At 59.8% G+C, this 24,165-nt stretch carries 18 protein-coding genes; 7 read left to right on the top strand and 11 right to left on the bottom strand.

The window, feature by feature from the left end; translation table 11 throughout:
- The coding region (locus CLV89_RS22665; RefSeq protein ID WP_207796953.1) for a beta strand repeat-containing protein at nucleotides 1-2,470 on the bottom strand (2,470 nt) is incomplete at its 3' end.
- Nucleotides 2,471-3,187: 717 nt separating this feature from the next.
- A complete protein-coding gene (locus tag CLV89_RS15890) occupies nucleotides 3,188-4,252 on the bottom strand; it encodes a zinc ABC transporter substrate-binding protein (protein WP_106164651.1) in 1,065 nt (354 codons plus the stop codon).
- 103 nt (nucleotides 4,253-4,355) lie between these two features.
- Here CLV89_RS15890 and CLV89_RS15895 point away from each other — a divergent pair, with 103 nt between their 5' ends.
- The 3 genes from CLV89_RS15895 to CLV89_RS15905 are packed head-to-tail and all read left to right on the top strand — an operon-like array spanning nucleotide 4,356 to nucleotide 6,390.
- Entirely contained in the window at nucleotides 4,356-4,826 is a 471-nt protein-coding gene (locus tag CLV89_RS15895; RefSeq protein ID WP_106164652.1) for a transcriptional repressor, read from the top strand.
- Nucleotides 4,827-4,831: 5 nt separating this feature from the next.
- The gene (locus CLV89_RS15900) at nucleotides 4,832-5,578 is read left to right on the top strand and encodes an ATP-binding cassette domain-containing protein (protein ID WP_106164734.1); all 747 of its coding nucleotides are present in this window, start codon (nucleotides 4,832-4,834) and stop codon (nucleotides 5,576-5,578) included.
- 5 nt (nucleotides 5,579-5,583) lie between these two features.
- The gene (locus CLV89_RS15905; RefSeq protein ID WP_106164653.1) at nucleotides 5,584-6,390 is read left to right on the top strand and encodes a metal ABC transporter permease; all 807 of its coding nucleotides are present in this window, start codon (nucleotides 5,584-5,586) and stop codon (nucleotides 6,388-6,390) included.
- Nucleotides 6,391-6,405: 15 nt separating this feature from the next.
- On the opposite strand, the gene CLV89_RS15910 is transcribed toward CLV89_RS15905, so the two are convergent.
- A complete protein-coding gene (locus CLV89_RS15910; protein ID WP_106164654.1) occupies nucleotides 6,406-8,724 on the bottom strand; it encodes a response regulator in 2,319 nt (772 codons plus the stop codon).
- The gene (locus CLV89_RS15915) at nucleotides 8,721-9,542 is read right to left on the bottom strand and encodes a PhnD/SsuA/transferrin family substrate-binding protein (protein ID WP_106164735.1); all 822 of its coding nucleotides are present in this window, start codon (nucleotides 9,540-9,542) and stop codon (nucleotides 8,721-8,723) included. The genes CLV89_RS15910 and CLV89_RS15915 overlap by 4 nt, the downstream gene beginning before the upstream one ends.
- 245 nt (nucleotides 9,543-9,787) lie before the next feature.
- On the opposite strand from CLV89_RS15915, the gene CLV89_RS15920 reads away from it, so the two are divergent.
- The gene (locus CLV89_RS15920) at nucleotides 9,788-13,846 is read left to right on the top strand and encodes a PEP/pyruvate-binding domain-containing protein (protein ID WP_106164655.1); all 4,059 of its coding nucleotides are present in this window, start codon (nucleotides 9,788-9,790) and stop codon (nucleotides 13,844-13,846) included.
- A gap of 66 nt (nucleotides 13,847-13,912) precedes the next feature.
- A complete protein-coding gene (locus tag CLV89_RS15925; protein WP_106164736.1) occupies nucleotides 13,913-14,830 on the top strand; it encodes a MurR/RpiR family transcriptional regulator in 918 nt (305 codons plus the stop codon).
- Nucleotides 14,831-14,880: 50 nt separating this feature from the next.
- Here CLV89_RS15925 and CLV89_RS15930 read toward each other — a convergent pair whose 3' ends face one another.
- The 3 genes from CLV89_RS15930 to CLV89_RS15940 all read right to left on the bottom strand — a co-directional run bounded on the left by CLV89_RS15930 (nucleotide 14,881) and on the right by CLV89_RS15940 (nucleotide 18,713).
- Nucleotides 14,881-16,302 carry an alanine/glycine:cation symporter family protein gene (locus CLV89_RS15930; protein WP_106164656.1) on the bottom strand — a complete coding sequence of 474 codons (1,422 nt, stop codon included), beginning with the start codon at nucleotides 16,300-16,302 and terminating at the stop codon, nucleotides 14,881-14,883.
- Nucleotides 16,303-16,403: 101 nt separating this feature from the next.
- A complete protein-coding gene (locus CLV89_RS15935) occupies nucleotides 16,404-17,354 on the bottom strand; it encodes an asparaginase (protein WP_106164657.1) in 951 nt (316 codons plus the stop codon).
- Nucleotides 17,355-17,525: 171 nt separating this feature from the next.
- Entirely contained in the window at nucleotides 17,526-18,713 is a 1,188-nt protein-coding gene (locus CLV89_RS15940) for a pyridoxal phosphate-dependent aminotransferase (protein ID WP_106164737.1), read from the bottom strand.
- A 232-nt stretch (nucleotides 18,714-18,945) separates the two neighbouring features.
- Between CLV89_RS15940 and CLV89_RS15945 the strand changes: the two genes are divergently transcribed.
- Nucleotides 18,946-19,599, top strand: coding sequence for a hypothetical protein (locus CLV89_RS15945; protein ID WP_106164658.1), 654 nt, complete (start codon nucleotides 18,946-18,948; stop codon nucleotides 19,597-19,599).
- A 105-nt stretch (nucleotides 19,600-19,704) separates the two neighbouring features.
- Here the strand turns inward: CLV89_RS15945 and phnE (CLV89_RS15950) are convergent, their stop codons facing one another.
- The 4 genes from phnE (CLV89_RS15950) to phnD form a co-directional block, all read right to left on the bottom strand.
- Complete coding sequence (gene phnE / locus CLV89_RS15950; RefSeq protein ID WP_106164659.1) at nucleotides 19,705-20,517, bottom strand: phosphonate ABC transporter, permease protein PhnE; 813 nt, start codon at nucleotides 20,515-20,517, stop codon at nucleotides 19,705-19,707.
- The gene (gene phnE / locus CLV89_RS15955) at nucleotides 20,514-21,308 is read right to left on the bottom strand and encodes a phosphonate ABC transporter, permease protein PhnE (protein ID WP_106164660.1); all 795 of its coding nucleotides are present in this window, start codon (nucleotides 21,306-21,308) and stop codon (nucleotides 20,514-20,516) included. Before phnE (CLV89_RS15955) ends, phnE (CLV89_RS15950) begins: the two co-directional genes overlap by 4 nt.
- Nucleotides 21,305-22,078: a phosphonate ABC transporter ATP-binding protein gene (gene phnC / locus CLV89_RS15960; protein ID WP_106164661.1), complete on the bottom strand. Its 774-nt coding sequence runs from the start codon at nucleotides 22,076-22,078 to the stop codon at nucleotides 21,305-21,307. Before phnC ends, phnE (CLV89_RS15955) begins: the two co-directional genes overlap by 4 nt.
- Nucleotides 22,079-22,198: 120 nt before the next feature.
- Nucleotides 22,199-23,182, bottom strand: a complete 984-nt coding sequence (phnD, locus tag CLV89_RS15965) for a phosphate/phosphite/phosphonate ABC transporter substrate-binding protein (RefSeq protein ID WP_106164662.1) — start codon at nucleotides 23,180-23,182, stop codon at nucleotides 22,199-22,201.
- A gap of 247 nt (nucleotides 23,183-23,429) precedes the next feature.
- Here phnD and CLV89_RS15970 point away from each other — a divergent pair, with 247 nt between their 5' ends.
- On the top strand, nucleotides 23,430-24,155 hold the full coding sequence (locus CLV89_RS15970) for a response regulator transcription factor (RefSeq protein ID WP_106164663.1): 726 nt from the start codon (nucleotides 23,430-23,432) through the stop codon (nucleotides 24,153-24,155).
- Nucleotides 24,156-24,165: the final 10 nt, after the last annotated feature.

Genomic DNA, 24,165 nt, shown 5'->3' on the forward strand with positions numbered 1-24,165 from the left:
ACACCGCGTCGCCGGTCAGCGCGCCGGAATAGGCAAAGCCCTCACCGGCCACGCCAGAGCCGACAGCCAGCGTATGGCCCGCAAGCGCAACTGTTCCGCCGCCCGCAAGCGTCGCAATCGTCTCGTCGCCCGCAAGGGTGAAGGTCCCGTCCACGTCAAGCGCCGTCGCATCCGTCAGCGCACCGCCCGCAGTCGACAGGCTGGCCGCATTTGCAATTGTCACCGCCGCATCGCCCAGGGTCGCGCCAGATTGCAGATCCAACGCCACCGTGCCCGCGTCAATCGACAGGGTCGCGCCCGCGCCGCTTGTCACATTCCCCGACGCCAGCGTCAGAACACCGGAGCTTGCCGACAGCGACAGATCGCCGTCCAGCGCCAGATCGCCAGTCAGCTGTGTCGTGCCGTCGCTGCTGATCTGCGCACTCACGCCCGTCGCAACCGAGAGATCATTGCTCAGCACCGCAACATCCGCGAGGCTCAGCACAGGTGCCGCATTCGCCACGCCTGCATCCGCCACAAAGGCAATGCCGCCAGATGACAGCGTGGTCGTTTGCGTCAGCCCAAGCGTGCCATGGGCGATCTCCAACCTGCCGTCAAAGCCGCTGAGGTCGCCGCTCAGGATCAAGGCATCGCCCGAGGTTTCCGTGCGCAGCACCGACACCGCGTCGCCGGTCAGCGCGCCGGAATAGGCAAAGCCCTCACCGGCCACGCCAGAGCCGACAGCCAGCGTATGGCCCGCAAGCGCAACCGTCCCTTCGCCCGCAAGCGTCGCAATCGTCTCGTCGCCCGCAAGGGTGAAGGTCCCGTCCACATCAAGCGCCGTCGCATCCGTCAGCGCACCGCCCGCCGTCGACAGGCTGGCATTGCCACCAATTGCAATCTCCGTACTGGCCAGGCTTGCCCCCGCTTGCAGGTCAAGCACACCTGTCCCGGTCAGGTTTGTGGCACCGGTATAGCTCAGCTGATTGGCACCGGTCAGGCTGCCGTCTGCGATCACCAGCGCGCCATCACCTGAAATATCCCCAGTGAAGGCGGTTGTTGTCCCGGTCAGCGTCAGACTTGCATCAGACGCGTCCAGCGCGACGGTTCCGGCACCGCTCAATTGACCCGCAGACAGGCCCTGCCCGGTCAGGGACAATGTGCTGTTGGCCGCAAGGGAAACCGTTTCGGAAACCGTAGAATTGTCCGACGCGAGGGTCAGGGCTCCGGCATTTAGCGTCAGATTTGAGAGGGTTACATCCCCATTCAGCAGCTGGTCGCCCCCGGCAACGGCCAGAGTGCCTGCCGGCCCGTTGATGGTTCCGTCAAAACCGGCAAGTGGCGTGGTCGCCCCCGCAAGCAGCGTCAGTGTGGTGTCACCATCCAACACAACGGCGCCGGTCCCGCTCAGGGTGTCGAGAGAGACATCCTCGTCAAGGTGCAGCGTGCCGTTGTCGCGAATCGTCGCGCCAAAAGTCGGGTCGCTGGTTGCGGCAAATGTCGCGGTGACACTGCCAATGCCGCCGGTTTCGCCGATGTCGATGGCCCCACCAAAATCGCCCTCCACCAAGAGAGCCCCCGAGACAACCCGCAGCGCGCCCACACCGACATTGCCCAAAAGCGCGACATCGGCACCATTGATCGCCAGGGTGCCATTTGCACCTTCGATGGCGCCGCTTACGGTCTGCAGACCAAGCGCCGCAGCCGTCGTTCCCTGGGCAACGGTCAGGGTTTGCCCATCCGCGATGGTGAGAAGGGTTGACGCGTCAGCCAAGGCGAGCCCCCCCACGGTCTCGCTTGCACTGACCAGAACACCGGCGCCCGTCTCGACCGCCAACTGCCCGGCATCGGACAGCGCATCCCCGCCCGTCACCTCCAACGTGCCGCTCAGGACGCTTGTGTCCGCGCTGCGACTGTCGGTCCCAGAGAGCGTCAGCGTGTTTCCTGCGCCTGCATCAATTTCCAGGTCGCCGGTGCCAGTCAGATCCGCAGTGATTTCAGATCCGTCTATCTCATTAGTGACACGCAGAGTGGAGACAAGATCGAAGGTAAGATCGCCATCATCATTCTCACCGTCAAAATCGCTCGCGACAGACCCGGTCAGAGTCAACTCCGCAGGGAGACCGGGGTCAGTACTCTCGAAACGAAGTGTTGCACCGCCGTTTGGCGTGGAGAACACGAAAGCGTTACTCTCACTGTTGATGCTGAGAGAGTTCACAACATAAGTGTCGCCCTCAAGCGAGGACGCAAACTGCCCAGGCGACAGCGCGTCATCGAAGATCAGATCATAAGGCGTATCGCCGGGCGCCGTATTCCCCACAGGCAACGACACGTCCAAATCGTTGATATCAAGCCAGTTTTGGCTGCTCCAATCAGAACTTCCGACAGCATCACCCTGCCATGAGAACGTATCCGCAGTGCCGGAGTGCGGCAAAGACGCAAAGATCAGTGCCAGCGCGGTGCTTCGCAACGAAAGGCCAATGCTCGGCATGCGACGCGCCGGCTCACGCAAGAAAAATACAAGCTCGCGATAAATCAAAACAGTCTCCGGCAAAAATCAGAATAAAAGAAACACCGAAATTTCGGTCAGTCCTAAGGGCGGCATCAACACGCGGCAAAAATCAGAAATACATTCCAAATTATAGATGCGTGAACACCAATACCGCTAGCAGTCTAAATTTCGAGTGCAACCTAGAGGCGTGACGTTGGAGAGGCAAGCTTACTTTAACAAATGCTGAACGCTGCGATTGCACCGAGCGCCGTCCTCTAGCCGCCACAGGATCGACATCAAGAAGTCAGGCCGCTCTACCACGTGGGTTCTGTCGCTAAGGTCCAGACTTTCGCACTGGCTTGGCCGATCTTACACCTCGTCACCCGACACGCATGATCCGGCGGACGCTGTGATCGTCTTCAAGCTCACCCAGCTTCCAAATGACGTGATTTTGTCTGCCGCCTGATCTTACGTGCCTTTCGGGCATCCTATCGCGATCCCGAAGCAAACATGGATGATGAGAAAAAAGCCTGTGCCATGGTGCCGATCTGTTCGCGGGCCTATGAGGCATCCATGAAGAGCGAGACAGGTGCCCCGATGGCGGGCCGATCACCGGCGCACCGAGCCAATCGCCCGGAATGTGATCCGCCTTAGTGCTTGTTGCAGCGGCCACGAGGCCGCTGCAACAAGGCGAGGTCGTGAATAACGTTAAATCTCTCAGTTCGACAGGCACTCCACAAAGCGTGCGCCGGTGTCCGCCAGAAGGTCTGTGTAAAAGGACGCCCCCGCTTCAATCTTTGTTCCAAGCGGGTCGATGACCACAGACGCGACCTCTGCGCCTTCGGTAACAGTGCGCACCAAACCTGGGTTGAATTGAGGCTCGGAGAAAACGCAGGAGACTTCCGCCGCAAGAATTGCATCGCGGATTTCTGCGACACGCGCAACACTGGGGTCCGAAGCATCACCAAGAGAAATCGCGCCCAGAGACTTCAGTCCAAAGCTGGTTTCAAAATACTGATATGCGTCGTGAAATACCACGAACTGCCCATCTGTTTGCTCCAGCTCCGCCCCCAAGCTCTGGACCAATTCATCAATTTCCGTCTGACCAGCAAGCGCATTGCTCTGATAGATCTCGGCATTGGCCGGATCGATCTTTGCCAGCTCTGCGGCGATCAACGCGAGCCACTGTTTGCCATTCTGGGGCGAAAGCCAGGCATGCGGGTCCAGGCCTTCGTGACTGTGCCCACTATGATCATGGCCGTGATCTCCGTGATCGTGACCATCGTGGTCGTGGCCATGATCCTCGTGAGCATGCTCATCTTCGTCGTGATGCGCGTCGGCGTGATAGTGGTCATGACCGTCCTCGTGATCGTGGTCGTGGTCATCCTCATGGTCGTGGTCGTGGTCGTGGTCGCTTTGAGCGAACACGACGCCCTCGCGAAAGTCCAGCCGGGTTGTGCCCGGTGCGTCGAGCAACGAAACGATCGTTGCCTCTGCCGCCAATTCGCTGAGGGAATCAGCAAGCCAAGGCTCCAGCTCGTCACCAATCCAAAACACCGCATCAGACGAAGACAACGCGCGCGCATCCGACGGGCGCAGACTGTACCCATGCGGCGAGGCACCCGGCGGCACCAAAACGTCGGGTTCTCCAACACCCGCCATGACACGCGCCACCAGCCCCTGCACCGGAGCGATGTCAGTCACAACACGCGGCGCGTCGGCAAAGGTTGGCAATGCAGAAACGCCCAGCAGGACGGCGGGCAAGAGGGATCGAGTGAACATGTGAGCTCCAGAATGGGTTGTTATATCATAACGTTCATTTGGCTTGATAAACGTCATGTTGTAACATATCAATCCAAAATCACGCCAACCCCGAGGAGCTCTCATGGACAGTATTGGCTTTGCCTCTCACGACCATACCCGCTGCATTTCGGGAGGGCTGGAAACGGTTGAGACCTTCTGCAAGGCCAACCGCCTGCAGTTCACGCCGGTTCGCCGCCGGGTTCTGGAGATTTTGCTTCAGCAACATCGCGCACTCGGCGCATATGAAATCCTCGATTATCTTCGACGCGAAGGCCTTGGCTCACAGCCCCCAGTCGCCTATCGCGCATTGGATTTTCTGGTGAAACATGGGTTCGTCCACAAGATCGAACGCCTCAATGCGTTCATTGCATGTATGCATCCCGGCGAAACCCATACCCCGGTTTTCATGATCTGCCGCGAATGCGACAGCGTCGCCGAAGCACACCGCGAGCCGATGCAGGGGCAGTTGGGCGATGCTGCGCGGGCCGCCGGGTTCCTGATCGAACGCACCGTGGTCGAAGCGGAAGGGCTATGTCCCAAATGCCAGGGCTGAGCGATATGCGACTGGTCACTCTGAAGAACGCGACAATCCGACATAGCGGCACACCGGCGCTCGACAATATCGCCTTTCACATCGACAAGGGTGAGATCGTCACCATTCTGGGGCCCAATGGATCGGGGAAGTCGACCTTGCTGCGCGCCATCATTGGCGCTCTTCCCCTGAGCGACGGCACCCTTGAGCGGGCCGAGGGCCTCCGTATTGGCTACGTGCCGCAAAAGTTGCATATCGACCCCACCTTGCCGTTGACGGTAAAACGCTTTCTCAACCTGCCCGTGCGGATCAGCGATAGCGCCGCAAAGGCCGCCCTCACAGACGCCGGCGTTCCGGGGCTGATCAATCGCCAGATGACCGGGCTTTCGGGAGGTCAGATGCAACGCGTTCTGCTCGCGCGCGCATTGCTATCCAAACCAGACCTGCTCATCCTGGACGAGGCAACGCAGGGGCTGGACCAACCCGGCTCCGCTGCCTTCTACCAAAAGATCGAAACCGTACGCACAGAACTCGGGTGCGCGATATTGATGGTCAGCCACGAATTGCATGTGGTCATGGCGGCCTCGGATCGTGTGATCTGTCTGAATGGGCATATCTGCTGTGAAGGGGAGCCCGCACAGGTCGCCAGCGCGCCCGAATACCAGGCGCTGTTCGGGACCGGAACCCATGGCACTTTGGCGCTTTATCGACACGAGCATGACCATAGCCACGATTGCGCGCATGATCATGCTGAACCGGAACACAGGCACTGATATTCATGACTATTCTGGACGACTTCATGGTGCGTGCCGCGCTGGCCGGTATTGGTGTTGCACTTGCGGCCGCGCCTCTGGGCTGCTTCGTCGTCTGGCGGCGCATGGCCTATTTCGGCGACGCGACCGCGCATGCCTCCATTCTCGGCGTCGCTCTCGCCCTGAGCTTTGATGTTTCGATCTTCGGGGGCGTTCTGGTCACGGCCCTGCTGATGGCCGGAACGATCTCAGTTCTCAGCGGACGCGGCTATGCCATGGATACGTTGCTGGGTGTTCTCGCCCACAGCGCGCTGGCCTTTGGCCTGGTGGCCGTGTCTTTCTTGCAGGGCGTCCGCGTGGACCTGATGGGCTATCTGTTTGGAGACATCCTCGCCGTGTCGCGGGGGGATCTTGCCGTTGTGTGGTCGGGCGCCGTTTTGGTGCTGGTTTTGCTGTGGTGGCGTTGGTCATCGCTGCTGACTGCAACACTGAACCCCGAACTTGCACGCGCGTCAGGCATTTCACCGCAGCGGGAACAGCTGGTACTGACTCTTGCTCTTGCCATTGTAGTTGCCGTCGCCATCAAAGTTGTGGGCGTGCTGTTGATTGCGGCGATGTTGCTTATACCAGCGGCGACCGCACGCGCCTTTTCGACAACCCCGGAGCGCATGGCCTTCCTCGCGACGCTGATCGGATGCGCGTCAGTGATCGCAGGTATGTATCTTTCGTTCAACATGGACACCCCAACCGGTCCGACCATCGTCAGCACGGGCACGGGGTTTTTCATTGGTGCAAGCCTCCTCGCGCTCCTCGCCAAGGTGTGGCGTAGCTGACAGGCGTAGGAGGCCTCAGGCGTTCTTCTGTTTGGGCGACGTATCAGTCGCGACCAGATCCTCGTCCGCCCATTTATGCAACGCCTCCAGCAACGCATGCTTACGGATGGGTTTGCTCAGGAAGTCATCCATACCAACCTCCAGGCATGCCGTCTCATGGCTCTGCAGTGCATTTGCCGTCAAGGCAACAATGGGCACTCTTTTCAACTGGTTATCAGCTTCGTGGCGCCGGATTTCCAGGGTCGCCTCAAGTCCATCCTTCACTGGCATCATCATGTCCATAAGAACAAGGTCGGGCCCGGTTTCACGATATAGGTCTACCGCTTCTTGGCCATTCACAGCGATGATGATTTCAACATTCTCAGCTCTCAGCATCCGACTGACAACCACTTGATTGATACGGTTGTCCTCAGCCATCAGAAGCTTCAGTCTCCGCCGGAAGGCAACAGCATCATCCTTGCGCGGCGCGTGGATGCTGTCGGCCTCCTCCGCACCGAGCGCTCCGCTTACAACGGTCCGCAACTGATCCGCGCGTACAGGTTTCAGCACCTGCCAGCATGACCCGATATCCGCCAACATCGCTTGCGACAATGCCGGGTCGACCGAGGAAATGACGATAATCGGCACCTGACTGAAGTGAGGCAGGTCCCGAATGCGCAGGGCAAGCTCGTACCCATCGCTGTCCGGCATATTGAAATCGAGGAATATAAGATCGCAGGTTTCCGCCGCATCGCGCATGTCGTCGAGACGTAGCATCGTCTCCATAGCAGAAGCCGCTTCGGTCACCCGCATCCCCCAGGACCGTAGCCGTTCCCCCAGAATTCTGCGGTTCAATTCAAGGTCATCAACAACAAGGGCCTGCAGTCCGGACACCGGCTGTTCCGAAAGGAATGCAACCGGAGCGTCGTCACTGGTTGGCAGGCGAATATCGATGGCGAACACCGAGCCCCGGCCCTCGCTCGACGTGACATGGATACGCCCCTGCATGAGTTGTAGCAGGCGCGTGGAAATCGCAAGGCCCAGACCCGTGCCCTCGAAATTCCGCGTGGCGGCACCGTCAGCTTGCTCAAAGGCATGGAAAATCCGGTCAAGCTTTTCCGCAGGAATGCCAATTCCGGTGTCCACGACAGAAATACGCAGGTCCATGTCCTGCTCCCGCATCGTGCCCGTCACATCTATATGTACGGTTCCTTGGGATGTGAACTTTACGGCATTGCCAACCACATTTGTGATGATCTGACGAATGCGCCCTGCATCTCCTTCATAGAACTCAGCAAGATCGGGATCAAACCGCAGGGTAAGTTGAACCCATTTTTCCGCAGCTTTCGGCGCGAGCAACGTCACGACGTCTTCAATCACGGTTCGCAAGTTAAAGGTGGCTGTGTTCAGTTCCAGCTTGCCCGCCTCAATTTTAGAAAAATTGAGGATATCATTGATGATCGTCAGAAGCGCGTTGCCCGACTTCACGATCGTATCGGTATACATCTCCTGATCCGGCGTCAGATCCGTCTCTCGCAGGACCTCGGCCATGCCGATCACGCCATTCATCGGGGTCCGGATCTCATGGCTCATATTAGCAAGGAATTCTGACTTGGCCCGGCTGGCAATCTCGGCCTCTTCACGCGCCACTTCAAGTGCCTCTTCCCGTTCATCGCGTTCGGCAAAACTGTCTTCCAAGACCGCGACAGAGACATTCAACGCCTGAAATTCCCGGCTTGCGTACCACGGCAATAGCACATGCCCCGTCTTCGCCCCGGCAACCGCGTTCGACATCCGCGCATGCACCACATGCAAAGGATTAAGCGCAAGCCGGTACACCAAATAGAGCATCAGCATGGACATCGTGACAACGGCCAGAACGGTCCAGGTAATCGTCTGGCGCACCTTGTCCAACACGATTTCCTGCCCCTCTTCGGTCGACCACTGAACAATCATGGTGCCAAATACGAAGCCCTCGAACTCCACCGGGCGCCGATACATCACGTAGTCTTCGGCGCGGTCCACGACGCCATTCGAGGCCTCTGCAATGGTCTCCCCTTCGCCATTCTCGATCCGGATCGACATGATCTTGGGGTAGCGCGTGATCGCTTCGACCAGCCCGGTTTCCAACACCGGCACATCCTCGACGATGATCGCTTCGAGCATCAAACCACTCAGCAAAGACACGGTCAGATTGGCTTGATCGCCCAATTGCTCGCTGACGCGCTGCACCTCATAGCGACGGGCCACCCCGCCCACCGCCACCACAACAAGCAGCGCGGCGAGAGCCATGGACACGACGATCTGGGACAGAATTCCGGTCCGTTGCAGGAGTTTTCGAAGGGCTGCCTTCAAAAGTCACGACTCCGCTTCATGGCGCGCCGCACAAAATCGTAGTCCGCATCGACGCCCGCCAAAAATCCGTTCTTCGCCACACGCTTTACAATTTCCTCGTTGTCCGCCGAAAGCATGACACGCTGCATTGCCTCAAACACCCGCGGGTCCAGGTCAGACCGCGCGAGCCAAGGCTTGGTCACATTATCAAAAGACGCGAGCGCGCGAATGGGGACACCCTTGGCCACCAGCTCCTTGAAAGTGCTTTCCTTAAGAGCACCGGCACTGAACTTCCCGGCACCCACAGCTTCGCCGACCAAGTCATGACGGCCCAAATAGGCGTAGCCGTGCAGATCATTGGCCGAAATACCCGCGTCCAGCAGATAGGACTGAGACAGGTATCGACCAATCGTCGACAGCTCATCCCCGAACGCAAAAGACAGTCCAACCAAATCTTCGACGTTCTCGATTGCGCTATCCTTGTGGACCGCGATGACACCCTTGAAGCGTTTTTCGCCCTTCTTTGACTCCATTGCGATGATCGAGATGCCAGAGTTGCGATCCATCGCGTGGACATAAGAGGCGGGCCCGAACCGGGCAAAGTCCACGCGGCCGCTCGCCAGATCATCAATGCTGGCCTCGTAGTCCTTCGATATCCGCAGATTGATCGTCACCTCTTCGTCGAGCAAAGCCTCCATCCGCGTTTCCAGAAACGTCAGGAAGGGGCGGTATTTCCGCACCGTCGCAGAGGGTTTGTCCGCCGCATAGGTTCCGAACACCAGCTCAATTCCCGCGCGAGCAGGCACAGCGGTCATGATCCCGGTCACCAAGGCAACCATGATGACCAGCAGCAGCTTTACCAAACCGCAACGGGCAGGCGCACCAGTCGGGAACGGTCTGCCGATTGTGTCTACGGAAGGCATGCAATTCTCCTTTTTCAGCGCATTGAATCTCATCTCAAGCTCAATACGCCCGCTTCCCACCAACTCTATGACAAAGTTACGCCGAAAACTTATTGAAAATTAACCGTTAATTGCCCTCAGCGCGCAAAAATTAACCATCTGGAAAGGAATGCGACGTTTCTATGACGCATCTCAAAACCGCTAGAGGGTTCCCGTTCCGTTCAGAAGGATTACTCGTGACTACACCAAACTCGCAACCTTGTATCGCCCGGTCGCTTAAAATTTGTTTTTGTTTATCTGTAATCACGGTGATTTATATCATCAGCGCCCGTGCCGCCCATGCGATCCCCTCCCCCGAGCTTGTCTTGGGGTCCGTCTCTTCGCTGTCGCAAATTCTTGCCGTGGTTGTGGCCACAGTCTCGGGTTTCGGGGCGATTATCGCCTCTCGACTTGGTTTGAAATCGCGAAACGGCAACCGGAGATATCCCGCCAAAACGATCACGGCGCTCGTCCTGGTGGCCGCCGGGCTTGGATTTGCCAATCACTGGCAATGGCAACAGCACAAATCCGACGAGCTGCAGCGCTTGCAGGCGACACTTGTCCGCCCCGCGCAATTTGATGGCACGGAGATCAAGGACGCAACCCTCAAAGAAACCAGCTACACCGCGCAGGAAACCCATCCGCAGGGTATCACCACAACAGATGCGGCCAGACTTCTGGGTCAAGGGCGCGTAAAATTCTACGACATCCGCGAAACGGCTGAAAATGCCATGGGCACCCTGCCCGGGGCAACGCATGTGCGCTTTCCAGATTTCCGCCAATCACCACCAGTCGCGCCCGGAGATCAGGTGGTTTTGTTTTGCCACAATGGCAACCGAAGCTCAGAGACATGCGCTGAACTCGCCAAGCTGGGCATAGATTGCCGCTTCATTTCCGGTGGCATCGAAAAGTGGATCGTCGAGGGGCGCCCCTTCTCTGACAGTCGCGTCCAAAGCCTGTCGGATCTGCGTGCAATTCCGGAATACCCGAACAAATCGCGACTGCTCAGCACGGCTGACTTCACATCGCTCATCAACGCTGATGCGCTTCAGATCGTGGACACGCGCTATCCCGGTGACTTCGAAACGGGTCACTTGCCGGGGGCAATCAATATCCCCCTCCGCGCGCTGACAACCGAGGATCTGGAACACCGCATTGCCCAATTGCGCGACGTGCCGACGGTTGCGGCATGCTATGATCGACGCAGCTGCTTCATGAGCCAGGTTCTGGGGCTAGAGCTCACCCAGGCCGGGATCCCCTTTGAAGGTCGCTATACCGTGCCGTGGGAGTATTTCGTCGCCCCTGCCCCCAAACCCCATGTGGCAAACTGGCTATCCGAACAGCAAACCGGCCTCTGGGATCGGGCGGTTCAGGCCCTTAGCGATGCGCTTCTGTGGGGGCATAACAGGGCGCATTTCCTTGTGAGCCTTTTGGTTCTGGCACTGATGTCGCGGGTTCTGGTCCTTCCCATCGCGCTCAAATCCGAACGGGATCAAATCACGCTTCGCGCCCATAAGCCCGCGCTAGAAGACCTCAAATCGAGGCTTGCCCATGATCCAATGCGCAAGGCACGCGCCATTCGGGCGTTTTATGCAGACCTCGGCCTGACGCCTATGCGCAATATGGCGGCCCTGCTCTTCCTGCCGGTGATGATGCTGGGGCTGCAAGCGGCGGAACATGCATCCGGTGGCATCAAAGAAGGTTTCCTCTGGATCAGCGACCTTGGTGCGCCAGACCCGACATGGATCGCACCAGTGCTGACCTGTCTTCTGGCTGGTGTCTACCTGCTGCTTGCGATCGCAAAATCCCGCCGCAGCGGCATCTTGTGGGTTTGCCTTGGTGTTCCGGCGCTGTTTGTCCTGACCATGGGGCTGTCGGCGGCTGGCAACCTGTATCTCTGCATCAGTCTGCTCGGCCTTCTGGCGCAGTATCTTTATGTGTCTGGCACATGGGCGCGCAGTAAAAACACGTTAGGAGCACTGTCCCGCCTGCCCACTGGTGTTGTCAAACTGTCCAACACGCCAAAGCTCAGCACCGCCGGGAACAAGGCCTACCGCCTTTCGCAACTGGCGCAAGCCGGGTTTCCGGTCCCCAAGGCCGTTGTGCTGACAACCATGTTCCTAACCCGTTTTCAGAACGCCAATGCGCGTGGACGCGACGGGTTGGCACGCCGCATCTGGACGTACATCGAACCATCGCCCTGTGCCGTTCGCTCTTCGGCGAGCAATGAGGACGGCGCGGATCAGAGTTTTGCCGGGGTGTTCGACTCCGTTCTGGATGTCAGGCAGGACACACTGCGCGCCGCGATTGACACGGTGCTTGCGTCCTTCACCTCCGAGCGCGCGGGCAGCTATCAGGCCACAACTGCGGGTCATGCCAATATTCTGGTGCAGGAAATGATCAACGCCACATATGCCGGTGTCCTGTTCACACAGGACCCGCAGGCCCCCGGCATGATGCTGATAGAGTGGGTTGAAGGATGTGGTGAGGATCTGGTGTCAGGGCGCAAGACACCCGGGACGGCCCGGTTTGGCCGCATCAGCGGACATGCTGCGCCGGAGGTTCAGGAGCCGCCGTTTGATGTGCAGGCGCTGCTCAAGATGGGCCGATCCATCGAGGCGCTCTTTGAACAGCCACAGGACGTGGAATGGGCTTGGGCCGATGGCGAATTCTACATTCTGCAATCGCGCGACATCACAACCGTTTCCGTCGGCAGCTCGTCAGATCAAGCCAGCGCAGAAGAATGGCGGCGTCTGTTTGCCACTGAACCGACTACAGATCCGGAGGCCATAATCCTGGAACAGGATGAGATGAGCGAGGTATTGCCGCGTCCCACTCCCTTGTCGTTCTCGCTGATGGGGCGGCTCTGGGCTCCCGGCGGCAGCCTTGACCTTGCGTCCCGCGCGCTTGGGCTACCGTACCAGCTCCCGGAAGGCGAAAACGCGCATCTCGTGCGGCTCTTTGGCAAGACCTATGTCGACACGCGGCTGAAGAAAAAACTGGTGATGGATCTAGGCGGAAATCGTGCCACTCGCCTGCGCAAGCAGCTTCGCCCCACCCTGGACGGGTTTGAGCGACAGGTCCTGCCGGCCTTGCGCGACCGGGTCGAAAATTGGCAGGCCATCCGCTTCGATGCGCTTTCGCAGCCAAAATTGCTCGCCGCGATCACAGAGCTGCAGGCCTATTTCGTCACCGACATCTACGTCGAGGCGGAAAAGATCAACCTTCTGGCGGCCTTCGCCATGCAGGAAGCCACCGCAGCGGCCCAGGGCGACCCGGCGTTGCGCAGCCACCTGATGCAGGCAGATCTGACCTATTCACCGGCCAGCCTACTGGCCCAATGCACCGGCAGTGAAGACGAGGCGCAAGCCCGCGCCTTGGACCTGATGGGGCATCGCGCGATGTTCGACTACGAATTGTCCACCCCCCGCTATCTTGAGGCACCGGGGTTGCTGTTCTCACTACTCGACGCGTCTGCGGCGCCCCTCACGCCAGAGCAGCTGCCCGACAATGTGCCAACAGAGCTCAAACAGACCATTGAGATGGCCATTGCCTTTCAGGATCTGAAGGAACGGGCCAAGCATGAATCGCTTCGGGTGCTCGCTGAACTGCGGCGGGCATTGCTCGCACTGGGCGCAAAGAGCAAGCTGGGGGCATTGGTCTTCCACCTCACCCTTGATGAAGTGCTGCAGGGCGACTGGGACAGCCCGGAGGCGCTCCACGACATCGCCCAAGCCCGTAAGACCCACGACAAGCTGTGTCACGATCAGGCGCCGACGGCCGTTCAGCTAAGCCTGCTGGATTGCGAACAGCTGAGCGCCGGAGCACCACAAATCCTCGAGGACGGCGCATTGGGCGGGACCTGTGTGGCGGGGTCAGGCACCGTGACCGGGCAGGTGTTCCGAGTCACCGACGAGACCGCCTATGGCGACGCCGCGTTTGAAGGGTTTACACCCGGTGACATCCTGGTCTGTCACATGCTCAACCCCGCGTGGCTGCCACAGGTTCAACAAGCCGGTGCGGTGGTGAGCGTCGTCGGAGGCTGGCTCAGTCACATGGCCATCGTGGCGCGAGAGAAGAACATTCTCATGCTAGTGGGCGCGCAGGGCGTGGACGGGCTGTCACAGGGACAGACGATCACGGTCACGGATGCGGGCGTCATCTCGACTGAGGAAGATCAGGCGCGCGAACGGAGCGCCTGACCGCAGCTTCACGCAGACCATATGTTTTGGCTTTCCCATTTCCAGAACATATGGTCTGTTTGCCCCATGACAGCGCCCATTGATCCACGGCAGGCCAACCGCTTGCTCGACACCCTCAAATCCCGCATTGAAACGCTGCCGGCAAAGCTGAAGACCGCTGCCAAATACGTCATCGACGCGCCGGGGGACTTCGGTCTTGACCCAATCCGTGTCACCGCCGCCAAGGCGGGCGTCAGCCCCAACACGTTGACGCGCCTTGCAGAAGCCTTCGGCTATTCCGGCTTTGAGAGCTTTCGCGCCCCCTTCCGCGCCGCGCTTGTAACCGCACGGGAGGCCGACCTTGGTGCGGATTGGCTCGATCAATTGGCAGCAGGGTCACAAACCGGAGTGCTGCAGGCAAAAGCCGCACGCAACGCGCTCAATATCACGGCGCGCTCACTCCGGCTCATGACGGCAGAGCGCGTGGAAGCCATCATCGCTGCCATGACCTCCGCCCGGCACTGCTATGTCACGGCAAGCCGTTCCAGCCATGCGCTGGCGTATTACTTTCACTATGTTGGGCGCATGGCACTGCCATCACTGGAGCTCGTGCCCAGACACATGGGCGATGCGGCCGACGACCTGTTGGACATCGGACCAGAGGATTGCCTGTTCGTCATCACCTTCGCACCCTACTCGACCAGCACGATACGCGCCCTGCGAATGGCACGGGACGCCGGGGCAACCATCGTCCTGCTGTCCGACAGCGACACGATCGCGCCTGGCGTACACGCCGATCATCAAGTGCTGTTCTCTGCGCAGTCACCGCACAGTTTTGGCTGCCTGTCCGGCGCCATGGTGACGTTGGAGTGCCTGCTGTCGCATCTCATCGACGCGGGTGGCACCGCCGCCCAAGCCCGGATCGAACGCTATGAAGCGATGCGTCAGGACAGTGGCGCCTACTGGAGCGGTCGGCAGCTGCCACGCACCTCCAGCCGAACGTAAATAGGCCGCCCACTGACGGGCGGCCTATCGCATGTCATACCTTCAAAAGATCAGCGACGCTTCGGCCACGCTTTGGGATCAAGGTCGAGGTCGGCAAAATCCTCGATATGCAGGATCGGACGCTCCACCCCGGCTTTCAGCTGCTTGCGGAAATCCTGCAGGACGCGAAGCGCGATCGGGAACAGCATCATCAGCGCAAGCAGGTTGACCAGCGCCAGAACACCCATCATCGGATCAGAGAAGAAGAACACCGATGTGGCATTTGGTGCCACCGCGCCGACAAATACGATCGCAACCACCACGAGCTTTAGCACAATCGTTGCAACCGGCGCCTTCGTCAGGACCGTGATGGCGTTTTCACCCAGATAATAGTTGTAGATCACCGACGAGAAGGCGAACAGCAGGATTGCCAACGTCATGAAATACTGCGTCCATTCGCCCAGGTGAGACACCATAGCGGTCTGGGTGAGCTCAATCCCGTCAATCCCCGTCGCCCCGGGCACATAGACATCGCTGAGCAGGATCACAAACGCTGTACAGCTACAGATCAGGATGGTGTCGATGAACACTGAGAACGCTTGGGTGATGCCCTGGCTGATGGGGTGATTGACTTCTGCGGTCGCCGCCACGTTGGGTGCAGACCCCAAACCCGCCTCATTCGAGAACAGTCCACGCCGCAAACCCTGTGCGATCGCGGCACCCATGCCACCGCTGACGGCCTCTTCGAAGCCGAACGCGTTGGAGACGATGGTCGTCAGGACGCTGGGCACCTCACTCAAGTTGGTCAAAATCACGATCAGCGCCATCAGGATGTAGCCCACCGCCATGACAGGGACCACAACCTCAGAGGCCTTGGCAATGCGCCGAATACCGCCAAAAACAATGAAGCCGGTCACGATCGCCAGGAAAACACCGGACCACATACGATCAATCCCGAGAGAGGCTTCGGCTGCACCGGCAACCGTGTTGCCCTGGAACGCATTAAAGCCAAGCGCAAAGGCCGCGATCAGAGAGATTGCGTAAAGTACCGCCAGCCAACGATAGTTTTCACCCAGACCGTGCAAGATGGCCCGTGCCGGTCCACCGCGATACTGACCCGTCAGAGGGTCCGCGCGCTTGAACAGCTGTGCGAGAGAGCATTCGACGAGGCTGGTGGCCATGCCGATAAGCGCAATGGCCCACATCCAGAAGACGGCACCCGGCCCACCCAGAGTGATCGCAACCGCAACACCGGCAATATTGCCGCCGCCAACACGCCCGCCGACCGACACCAGAAGCGCCTCGCGGGCCGAGATTTTACCGGACTCGGTGCGACCACGGCCCAGAACGCGGAACATTCTTCCAAAAAACTGAAACTGCACAAAGCCGGTAGCGATCGTGATAAATGATCCGAATATCACCAAAATTGGGACCAAGGACCATCCCCAGGTCAGATCTCCGATCACACCGAAGACCTCTTGAAGCGCTTGCATGGCGTCTCTCTCCACTCACATTGAAAACCGCAGGTCGAATACGTGCGTGATCTTAGGGATGCAACGGCCCAATTGCTACGGCAGACATTGAATCGCCTGTGTCAGAGCGCCCACTCTCCGCAAATTCGGGTTTCCAGAAGTGTCCGACGCTCTGCCGGGTCGTCACTCACGGCCAAAACATGGAGGAGCTTGGCGTAGGCGGCCTCCACCGTCATGTCGCGCCCGTCGACCGCGCCTGTTTCCGCCAGCAATGACCCTGCGGAGTAGGTGCCGAGCGATATGCCACCTTCTGCGCATTGACTGACCGCAATCACGGCGATCCCGTTGTCTTGTGCCCTGCGCAGCGCTTTGCGCAGGCCGCGTCCTTCGGGAACCGTTCCAGACCCGTAGCATCGCAACACGATACCGTCCGCGTGATCTGCCGCAAGATCCACAAGCTCTGCATTCATACCGGGTGCGACAGCCGCGATCAGCGCCGTCGCATCGCCATAGCTTTGCACGGAGATCTCTGCCCCCGCGCGCTGTGGCGCGGCGTCCGTGTAGGAGGCGTTGAACGCATCAAACGCCACCGAATGCGACTTTCGCACCCGTGCCCCATGCAGCAACTTGCCGGCAAACTGCACCCAAACCCCGGCTGGCGTGGTCTCTGCGGCGGCAAAAGCATCCCGTAGATTTGCCCCGCCATCGCTGCCGGTCTCGCTGAGGGGCAACATCGCCCCGGTCAGGATCACGGGCTTGCGCAGCCCATGCAGGCCGAAACACAGCGCCGCCGCAGTGAAGGCCAGCGTATCCGTGCCATGGGTCACGACAAATCCGTCGCAATCCGCATGGTTTTCAGCGATTTGCGACATGATCCAGTTCCAATCCGCAGGCGCGGCGTTGGCACTGTCGATCAGCGGCGATGCGGTCACCACGCGAAAATCGGAGCGAATGTCACCGACAGCCCGCAACCGATCCAGCTCCGCCTCGACCACACCGTCTTGCGGTGCAAATCCAGTCGCCGTGGCGACCATTCCGATCGTTCCACCTGTGTGGATCACGCAAATTGTCATTCAAGCCTCTCCCGCTCCGGCTACACCGTCAGACCTGCATTTCTGCAGGACACGACACAGCACATGCCCCGCGCGAGACATGTCCGCACGGATCAGGAGGCTATAAGCCCCCTGCCCCGTTGCCGCAATCACTACAGGTTGCTTTGTATCTGCCAGATCGCAGGCCGGGCGTTACTCTGCCGCAGCGGAGCGTGTGCGGGCGAACTCCGAAATACGATCAACCGCTTGCGTCATTTCCGCGTCATCAATGGTCAGGGCCAGACGCACCCAGTCGCGCATACAGTCGCCGAAGGACGAGCCGGGCATGACCGCAACGCCGCCCTGTTCCAACAGCGCCCAGGCAAAGGTATCGCAATCCATGCCAAGCGGGCTGACATCCACAAGCGCGAACATGCCCGCCTCTGGGCGGTGAACACGCAGGGCAGTCTCCGCTTCGAGCCTGTCTGCAAGGTAGTGCGCCCGTCTGGCAAAGCGTTCGCGCATCCCCTGTGCCACGGGCGAGCCCTGCCGCACGGCCTGTTCCGTCATATCCGCGATGAACGGTTGGTTGCCGAAGAGCATGGTTTCCGACACCGGCAGCAGCGCCTCCATGAAGGCTTTCGGCCCAATTGCCCAACCGCTGCGCATACCCGGTGCCGCATGAGATTTCGAGATCGACGACACCGCAATGCTGCGATCGGCTATCTCCGGCAGCGACAGGGGCGACAAGAACGCGTGACCCTCAAAGACCAGATCTTCATAGACCTCATCCGAAATGATCCAGATGTCATGCTTCAGCGCCAATTCGGCAATCGCCTTCACATCCTGCGGCTGCAGGATGGCACCGGTGGGATTATGCGGCGTGTTGAGCAGGATCGCGCGGGTCTTGTCGGTAATCCGCGCGGCAATATCCTCCGCCTGAATGCGAAATCCATGCTTGGGCCGCAGCGGTACGGGCACCATCGTCGCACCAGTGGCGCGGATGACCCCCTCGTAGGTTGCGTAAAGCGGATCACCGACGAGCACCTCATCACCCGCTTCGGCCACCCCTTGCATGACCGCGTAGAGCGCCGTCTGAGTGCCCGGAAAACACAGGACGTGATCACCATTGAACTCACGCCCGCGTCTCGCGGTGTAGTGTTCGGCCAAGGCGCGACGCAAACCGTTTTCACCGCGACCGTCGGAATACTGCGTACGCCCGGCCTCCAGCGCGCGGGTTGCGGCCTCGGCCATCACGCCCGGCAAGGGCACATCCGGTTCTCCGATCGTCATCTCGATGATCTGTTCGCCGCGCTCCAGCCGTTCGCGGGCCGCCAGATGCAGATCCCATTTGGCGCCACCAAGGCCCGCCAGACGTTGGGTGATGGATGTGGTCCTCATGTGAACAACCTTTTCGTAATCCAGATTTCGCAGACCGGAGCACCGCTGCATGAAACCTTATTATACAACTGTGCGACAAAAGGGAAGCGGCCAGACGCCTTGCGCTCACTGCCCGGCGACCAAGGGCGCGCACAGTGAAAAGACTCAAATGCTGGCAACTCCGCGCCGATGCCTTCGACCTGCTCGCGCACCCCGGCTTGCACCGCTTGCAGCTTCGACGTAACTGCTGCGCATGACTTCAAAGATCCTTGTTCTGACCACGCGCGAAGATGGCAGCGGGCGGTTTTCACTGACGCATAAGGCGGATGGCACAACGGGCATCAGCCGGATGTCGTGCGATCTGTCAGCGGCGGATATGCGGCAATTGGTGCTGTTCTGCGAAGGGTGCGATCTTCGGCGGACCTACGGCGATCCCATCGCCGTTGAACTGCAGCTCGACGGGTTGCTGCTTACCGAGACTCCAGCCAAAGGCGAAATTCACGTCCTGCGCCAAATCGGCTATAGCGAGAAAGCCGCGCTGGTCGAGCGCGAGATCTTTTGCGCCGAAATGGCCGGCGTTGTGGAAACCGCCCTCAATCACGCGGAGCAGTCGAAACACGGTCCTCTCTTGAAATCCATGCTGGCTGAAACGCAGCTCCCGGCCTCGTTGGTTCAGGGCCTGACGGATGATGAAAGCGCGCAGGTGCTGCATCGCCTGCAAGAGATGGCGCTTCTGATCCTGAGCGATCTTTCACTGGAAAAAGGCGGCCGCTTTGCAAAGCTATTGCGCGGTAAAAAATCGCGACCAGAGGCGGAGGCCTACGCCCGTGACTTGGTGCACAGCCTCGCCGAAAGCCTCGTGGTGCCTAAGACATCCGAGCTTGGCTCTCAGATGGGCGCGTCCTGAAACCCGGCCACTGTGCCTCTCAGATGGCAGACCCGAAGCGGCGCAAAATGACAAAGGGCCCCGACATGATCGGAGCCCTCTTTCATAACTGCAGGCCGGCGCCCGTCAGAGGATCTTCTTGCGCAGATACGACGACACCACCTCGCCAAAAACAACCAACGCCAGAATGGTCAGCAAAACCATCGACACTTCGGGCCAGTTGAAGGTGTCGATCGCCCCCTGCAGGATCATCCCAATACCGCCCGCACCAACAAGGCCGAGAACGGTGGATTCCCGCAGGTTGATATCCCAGCGCAGGATCGCCACGGCAAAGAACGCGGGCATCACCTGAGGCACGATCCCATAGAGCACCACCTTGAAGCGCGACGCGCCGCAGGCCTCCAGCGCCTCTACCGGCTTGCGATCAATCTCTTCGATCGCCTCGCCCAGCAGTTTGCCCAGAAACCCGATCGACCGGAACATGATCGCGACGATACCGGCCACGATACCGGGGCCGAAAATCGCCACGAACAATAGCGCCCAGATGATGGTGTTCACGGACCGGGATGACACCAGGATGAAACGCCCCACCCACAGTGCTGCCTTGTTTGGCGTGGTGTTCTGCGCGGCGATATAGGCCACCGGCAAGGACACCACCACCGCGATCATCGTCGCCAGCGTGGCAATATTGACGGTCTGCCAGATCGCCTCGAGGATCGACGGCAGGTTCGAGGGATCCGGCGGCATCATGCGGCCAAACAGGTCGCCCATCTGCGACGGCGCATCCCAGACCCAGGCCCAGATCACGTCGATGCTGCTGAGCGCCCAGCTGACAACCAACAGGGTCAGGGCCAGGCCGCCATAGCGCATCAGGCGCTGACGCAAGGTGAATCGAGACCAGTGGTCAAGCGTGTTTTGCAAAGGTTGAGTGCTCATCATGCGATCCGCTTCCTGACAAATCCGCTCACTGCCTCGGACACGAGGATCACGCCCACGATGACCATGGTGATGGCGAGTGCAAAGTCATAGTCATAGCGACCAAAGGCATTCGCCAATGTCGCACCAATCCCGCCCGCGCCGACAATTCCGACCACGGCAGATGCGCGCAAGTTGCTGTCCAGCTGATAGATCCCAAGACCGACCAGACGGGGCATGATCTGCGGCATCACCGCGTAGGCCAGCGTCGGGATGAAACCGGCCCCCGCGGCACGCATCGCCTCGACCTGACCAAAATCGATCTCTTCAATCCGCTCGGCCAGAAGCTTGGCGACAAATCCGATGGAATAAACCACCAAGGTCAACGCCCCGGCAAACGGGCCAAAGCCAACGGCCTTCACAAAGATGATCGCCACGATCACCGGGTGAAAGCTGCGGGCAACGATGATGATGCCACGACCCAGAAAGTAGATCGGCTTTATCGAGATGTTGCTTGCAGCCATGAACGCCAGTGGCACCGACAGGGCAATGCCGCCAACGGTTGCCAGAATGGCGATCTTCAGGCTCTCCAGAAAGCCGTCAATCAGTAGGCCGGAGCGTTCAAAACTCGGCGGGAAGGCACCGCTGAAAATGCGCTGCGCCCGGGTCATGCCGTCGGCCACCCGGTCCCAGTCGATCGGCAGCGTGACCAACGTGAAGACGAAGTAGATCGCCACGGCAGCATAAAGCCCATACCGCAACAGCGGGCTGGCGATGAAGGGCGGTTTGCGCCAGGTATCTCTGACCTCGCTCATGCCGCCGCCCCGACCTGCGCGCGATCCTCTGCCGGAACCCCGGCGTAGATCTCGTCCATCTCCGCCTTGCCCAGCTGTGCCGGCAGATCGTCAAAGATGATCCGCCCGTAGCGCATGCCCACGATACGGTCGCTGTATTCCTTGGCCTCGGTCACGTTGTGGATGTTGATGATGACCGGCAGTTTCAGTTCGCTTGCCAGATCGCGCAGCAGCGACATGATCTGTTCCGAGGTTTTCGGGTCAAGCGACGCGGTCGGCTCATCCGCCAGCAGGATTTCGGGGCGCTGCATCAAGGCGCGCACCACGCCGACCCGCTGACGCTCACCGCCCGACAGTTCATCGGCGCGTTTGTTGGCATAATGTGCGATGCCAACCCGCTCCATCAGCTCGTAGGCGTGGCGGATGTCATCACGGGGATAGCGCCGCGTCAGCGCCGCCCAGGTCGAGATGTAGCCAAGCCGCCCGGACTGCACATTCTCCATCACCGTCAGACGGTCGATCAGGTTGAAGCTCTGAAACACCATGCCGATACGACGGCGGGCGGCGCGCAGCTCGCGACGGTTCAAAGTGGTGAACTCCGTGCCATTCAGATCAACGGAGCCGGAGGTGGGTTCGACCAGGCGGTTGATACAGCGCAACAGCGTGCTCTTGCCCGCACCGGATGACCCGATGACGGACGTCAGCTGATCGCCCTCGACGGTCAGGTCCAGCTCTTTCAACACCGGATCACCGGATCCGTAGCGTTTGGTCAATTTGGAGATTTTAAGCATAGCGGCCTCTCGGACAATGCGCGGCCCCGCCTCTGCCACGCGGTCCGACAGGCGAACACACGCGGGAAGCCGCGAAAAGCCCCGGTCGGCTGCTGCGCCGACCGGGACGGGATGTGTGGATCAGTTTCCGGCCAGGCCCTGCGGTGTGTATTCCACGCCGTTGGACTTCTGGATCTGACGGATGACCGCCCATTGATCCTTGTAGGTGATCGGAATGAACTTGCTGACGCCGTCGAACTCATCGCCCAGCTTGGTGCCGGCAAAGTCGAAGGAGAAGAAGGCGTCCTTGATCTTGTCAGCCAGTGCCGGATCAAGATCATGTGCCAACGTGAAGGAGGTGGTCGGGAACGGATCGCTCTCCCAGATCTTGCGCACGTCAGCGGTGTCATAAAGACCGCGTTCTGCCATACGGTCGACCACTTCGGACGCCACCGGCGCCGCGTCATAGTCGCCCGTGACCACACCCAGCATCGACTGGTCATGCGATCCGGAATAGACCACCTCGTAATCCTTGTCCGGCTCTACGCCCAGATCCGGGAACAGCGCGCGCGGCGCCTGGTTGCCCGAGTTCGAGGTCGGCGAGGTATGCGCAACACGACGGCCCGCCAGATCCTTCACTTCCTTGATGTCACTGTCGGCCTGCGTGAAGACCTGCAGCTTGTAGCCGAACTGGCCATCTGCCGCGCCCATGATCGCAAAGGGCACCGCACCGGCAAGGTTCACCGCAAACGGTGTCGGCCCGGTGGAGAAGCCTGCCACATGCAAACGACCGGAGCGCATCGCCTCAACCTCGGCAGAGTTCGACTGCACGGCAAAGAACTGCACGTCCTTGCCTGTCGCCTCTTCCAGATGGGTGATGAAGGGCTCCCAGATGTCGGCATAGACCGCGGGATCTTCGACCGGCGTATAGGCAAACACCAGCGTGTCGGGGTTGCTCAGTTCTGCCGGATCGGTGGGCGTATCGGCCACCAGGTCGCCGTTTGCATCGCAGTAGAGCACATCCAACGCGCCACGCTCAGCGCAATCTTCTGCCGCAGTTGCAGCCACGGCGCTCATCGACAGAACGCCCAGTGCCGTCGTGGCACGGGTCCAGAATTTTACCATGTTTTCCTCCCTTTAACGCCAGTGGTGGAACGGTCTCCCACCCGTCACGGCGCTGGTGAAGAAAGGATAGTGACCACCTGCCATCCGAAGCGAGGCAGGTTATGTTAATGAAACAGCCGGAACCCGGCTTTCATGTTAACAATGTTTCAAATGCCGTTGCAGGCCTTTTGAGCTGCTAGCGTTTTTTGACATCTGTGCCACAACAGCAGGCGCGCACCCCCGGTCAGAGCAGGAGGAGGAGGCAGGAATGCAGTCAGGCAAGTCAGAGCCACTCATCGCGATCGTGGACGATGATCCGAACGTGCGCGAGACCCTGTCCGCCCTGATGCGCGACAGCGGTTTCGCTCCGGTCTGCTGTCCTGATATCGCGGCCTTTCTTGCGCTTGGCGACCCGCCGCCGGTGGATTTGGCCTTGATTGACCTGCGGCTTCAGGGTGAATCCGGTCTGACCCTGGCGATCCACATCCGGGAGCGCTACGAGATTCCGATCGTCATGCTGACGGGCGTTGGTGATGAGATCGACAAGATCATCGGGCTGGAAACCGGCGCGGATGATTATCTGATCAAACCGTTCAACCCGCGTGAGCTGGTCGCCCGCATCCGTGCGGTGCTGCGGCGCTATGGCTTGGGCAGCCAGCGGGTGCCCGCCCCTGCCCCGGGTCAGGAAATCGCCTTTGGCAGCCTGCGCATCGACCTGCAATCGCGCCGGTTGCTGGATCAGTCGGGCGATGAAATACCGCTGACCAATGCGGAATACCGTCTGCTGGAGTATTTTGCACGCAACCCGGAACGCACCATTCCCCGCCCGGAGTTGCTGGAGGAGCTGGGGTCCGACATGCAGCGCTATGTGGATCGCACCATCGACGTGCTGATCCTGCGATTGCGTCGCAAGATCGAAGCGGTGCCATCAAAGCCGGTGCATTTGCTCACGCGCAGGTCACAGGGCTATGTGTTCCACCTGTCACCGAACTGAGCCCTGCATC

The organism is Tritonibacter scottomollicae (assembly GCF_003003215.1).
Taxonomy (GTDB): Bacteria; Pseudomonadota; Alphaproteobacteria; order Rhodobacterales; family Rhodobacteraceae; genus Epibacterium; species Epibacterium scottomollicae.

What these genes read in the sequence shown, in the direction of transcription:
- CLV89_RS15890 (WP_106164651.1), bottom strand. Translation starts at nt 4,252, where the DNA reads ATGTTCACTCGATCCCTCTTGCCCGCCGTCCTGCTGGGCGTTTCTGCA.
- CLV89_RS15895 (WP_106164652.1), top strand. Translation starts at nt 4,356, where the DNA reads ATGGACAGTATTGGCTTTGCCTCTCACGACCATACCCGCTGCATTTCG.
- CLV89_RS15900 (WP_106164734.1), top strand. Translation starts at nt 4,832, where the DNA reads ATGCGACTGGTCACTCTGAAGAACGCGACAATCCGACATAGCGGCACA.
- CLV89_RS15905 (WP_106164653.1), top strand. Translation starts at nt 5,584, where the DNA reads ATGACTATTCTGGACGACTTCATGGTGCGTGCCGCGCTGGCCGGTATT.
- CLV89_RS15915 (WP_106164735.1), bottom strand. Translation starts at nt 9,542, where the DNA reads ATGGTTGCCTTGGTGACCGGGATCATGACCGCTGTGCCTGCTCGCGCG.
- CLV89_RS15920 (WP_106164655.1), top strand. Translation starts at nt 9,788, where the DNA reads ATGACGCATCTCAAAACCGCTAGAGGGTTCCCGTTCCGTTCAGAAGGA.
- CLV89_RS15925 (WP_106164736.1), top strand. Translation starts at nt 13,913, where the DNA reads ATGACAGCGCCCATTGATCCACGGCAGGCCAACCGCTTGCTCGACACC.
- CLV89_RS15930 (WP_106164656.1), bottom strand. Translation starts at nt 16,302, where the DNA reads ATGCAAGCGCTTCAAGAGGTCTTCGGTGTGATCGGAGATCTGACCTGG.
- CLV89_RS15935 (WP_106164657.1), bottom strand. Translation starts at nt 17,354, where the DNA reads ATGACAATTTGCGTGATCCACACAGGTGGAACGATCGGAATGGTCGCC.
- CLV89_RS15940 (WP_106164737.1), bottom strand. Translation starts at nt 18,713, where the DNA reads ATGAGGACCACATCCATCACCCAACGTCTGGCGGGCCTTGGTGGCGCC.
- CLV89_RS15945 (WP_106164658.1), top strand. Translation starts at nt 18,946, where the DNA reads ATGACTTCAAAGATCCTTGTTCTGACCACGCGCGAAGATGGCAGCGGG.
- phnE (WP_106164659.1), bottom strand. Translation starts at nt 20,517, where the DNA reads ATGATGAGCACTCAACCTTTGCAAAACACGCTTGACCACTGGTCTCGA.
- phnE (WP_106164660.1), bottom strand. Translation starts at nt 21,308, where the DNA reads ATGAGCGAGGTCAGAGATACCTGGCGCAAACCGCCCTTCATCGCCAGC.
- phnC (WP_106164661.1), bottom strand. Translation starts at nt 22,078, where the DNA reads ATGCTTAAAATCTCCAAATTGACCAAACGCTACGGATCCGGTGATCCG.
- phnD (WP_106164662.1), bottom strand. Translation starts at nt 23,182, where the DNA reads ATGGTAAAATTCTGGACCCGTGCCACGACGGCACTGGGCGTTCTGTCG.
- CLV89_RS15970 (WP_106164663.1), top strand. Translation starts at nt 23,430, where the DNA reads ATGCAGTCAGGCAAGTCAGAGCCACTCATCGCGATCGTGGACGATGAT.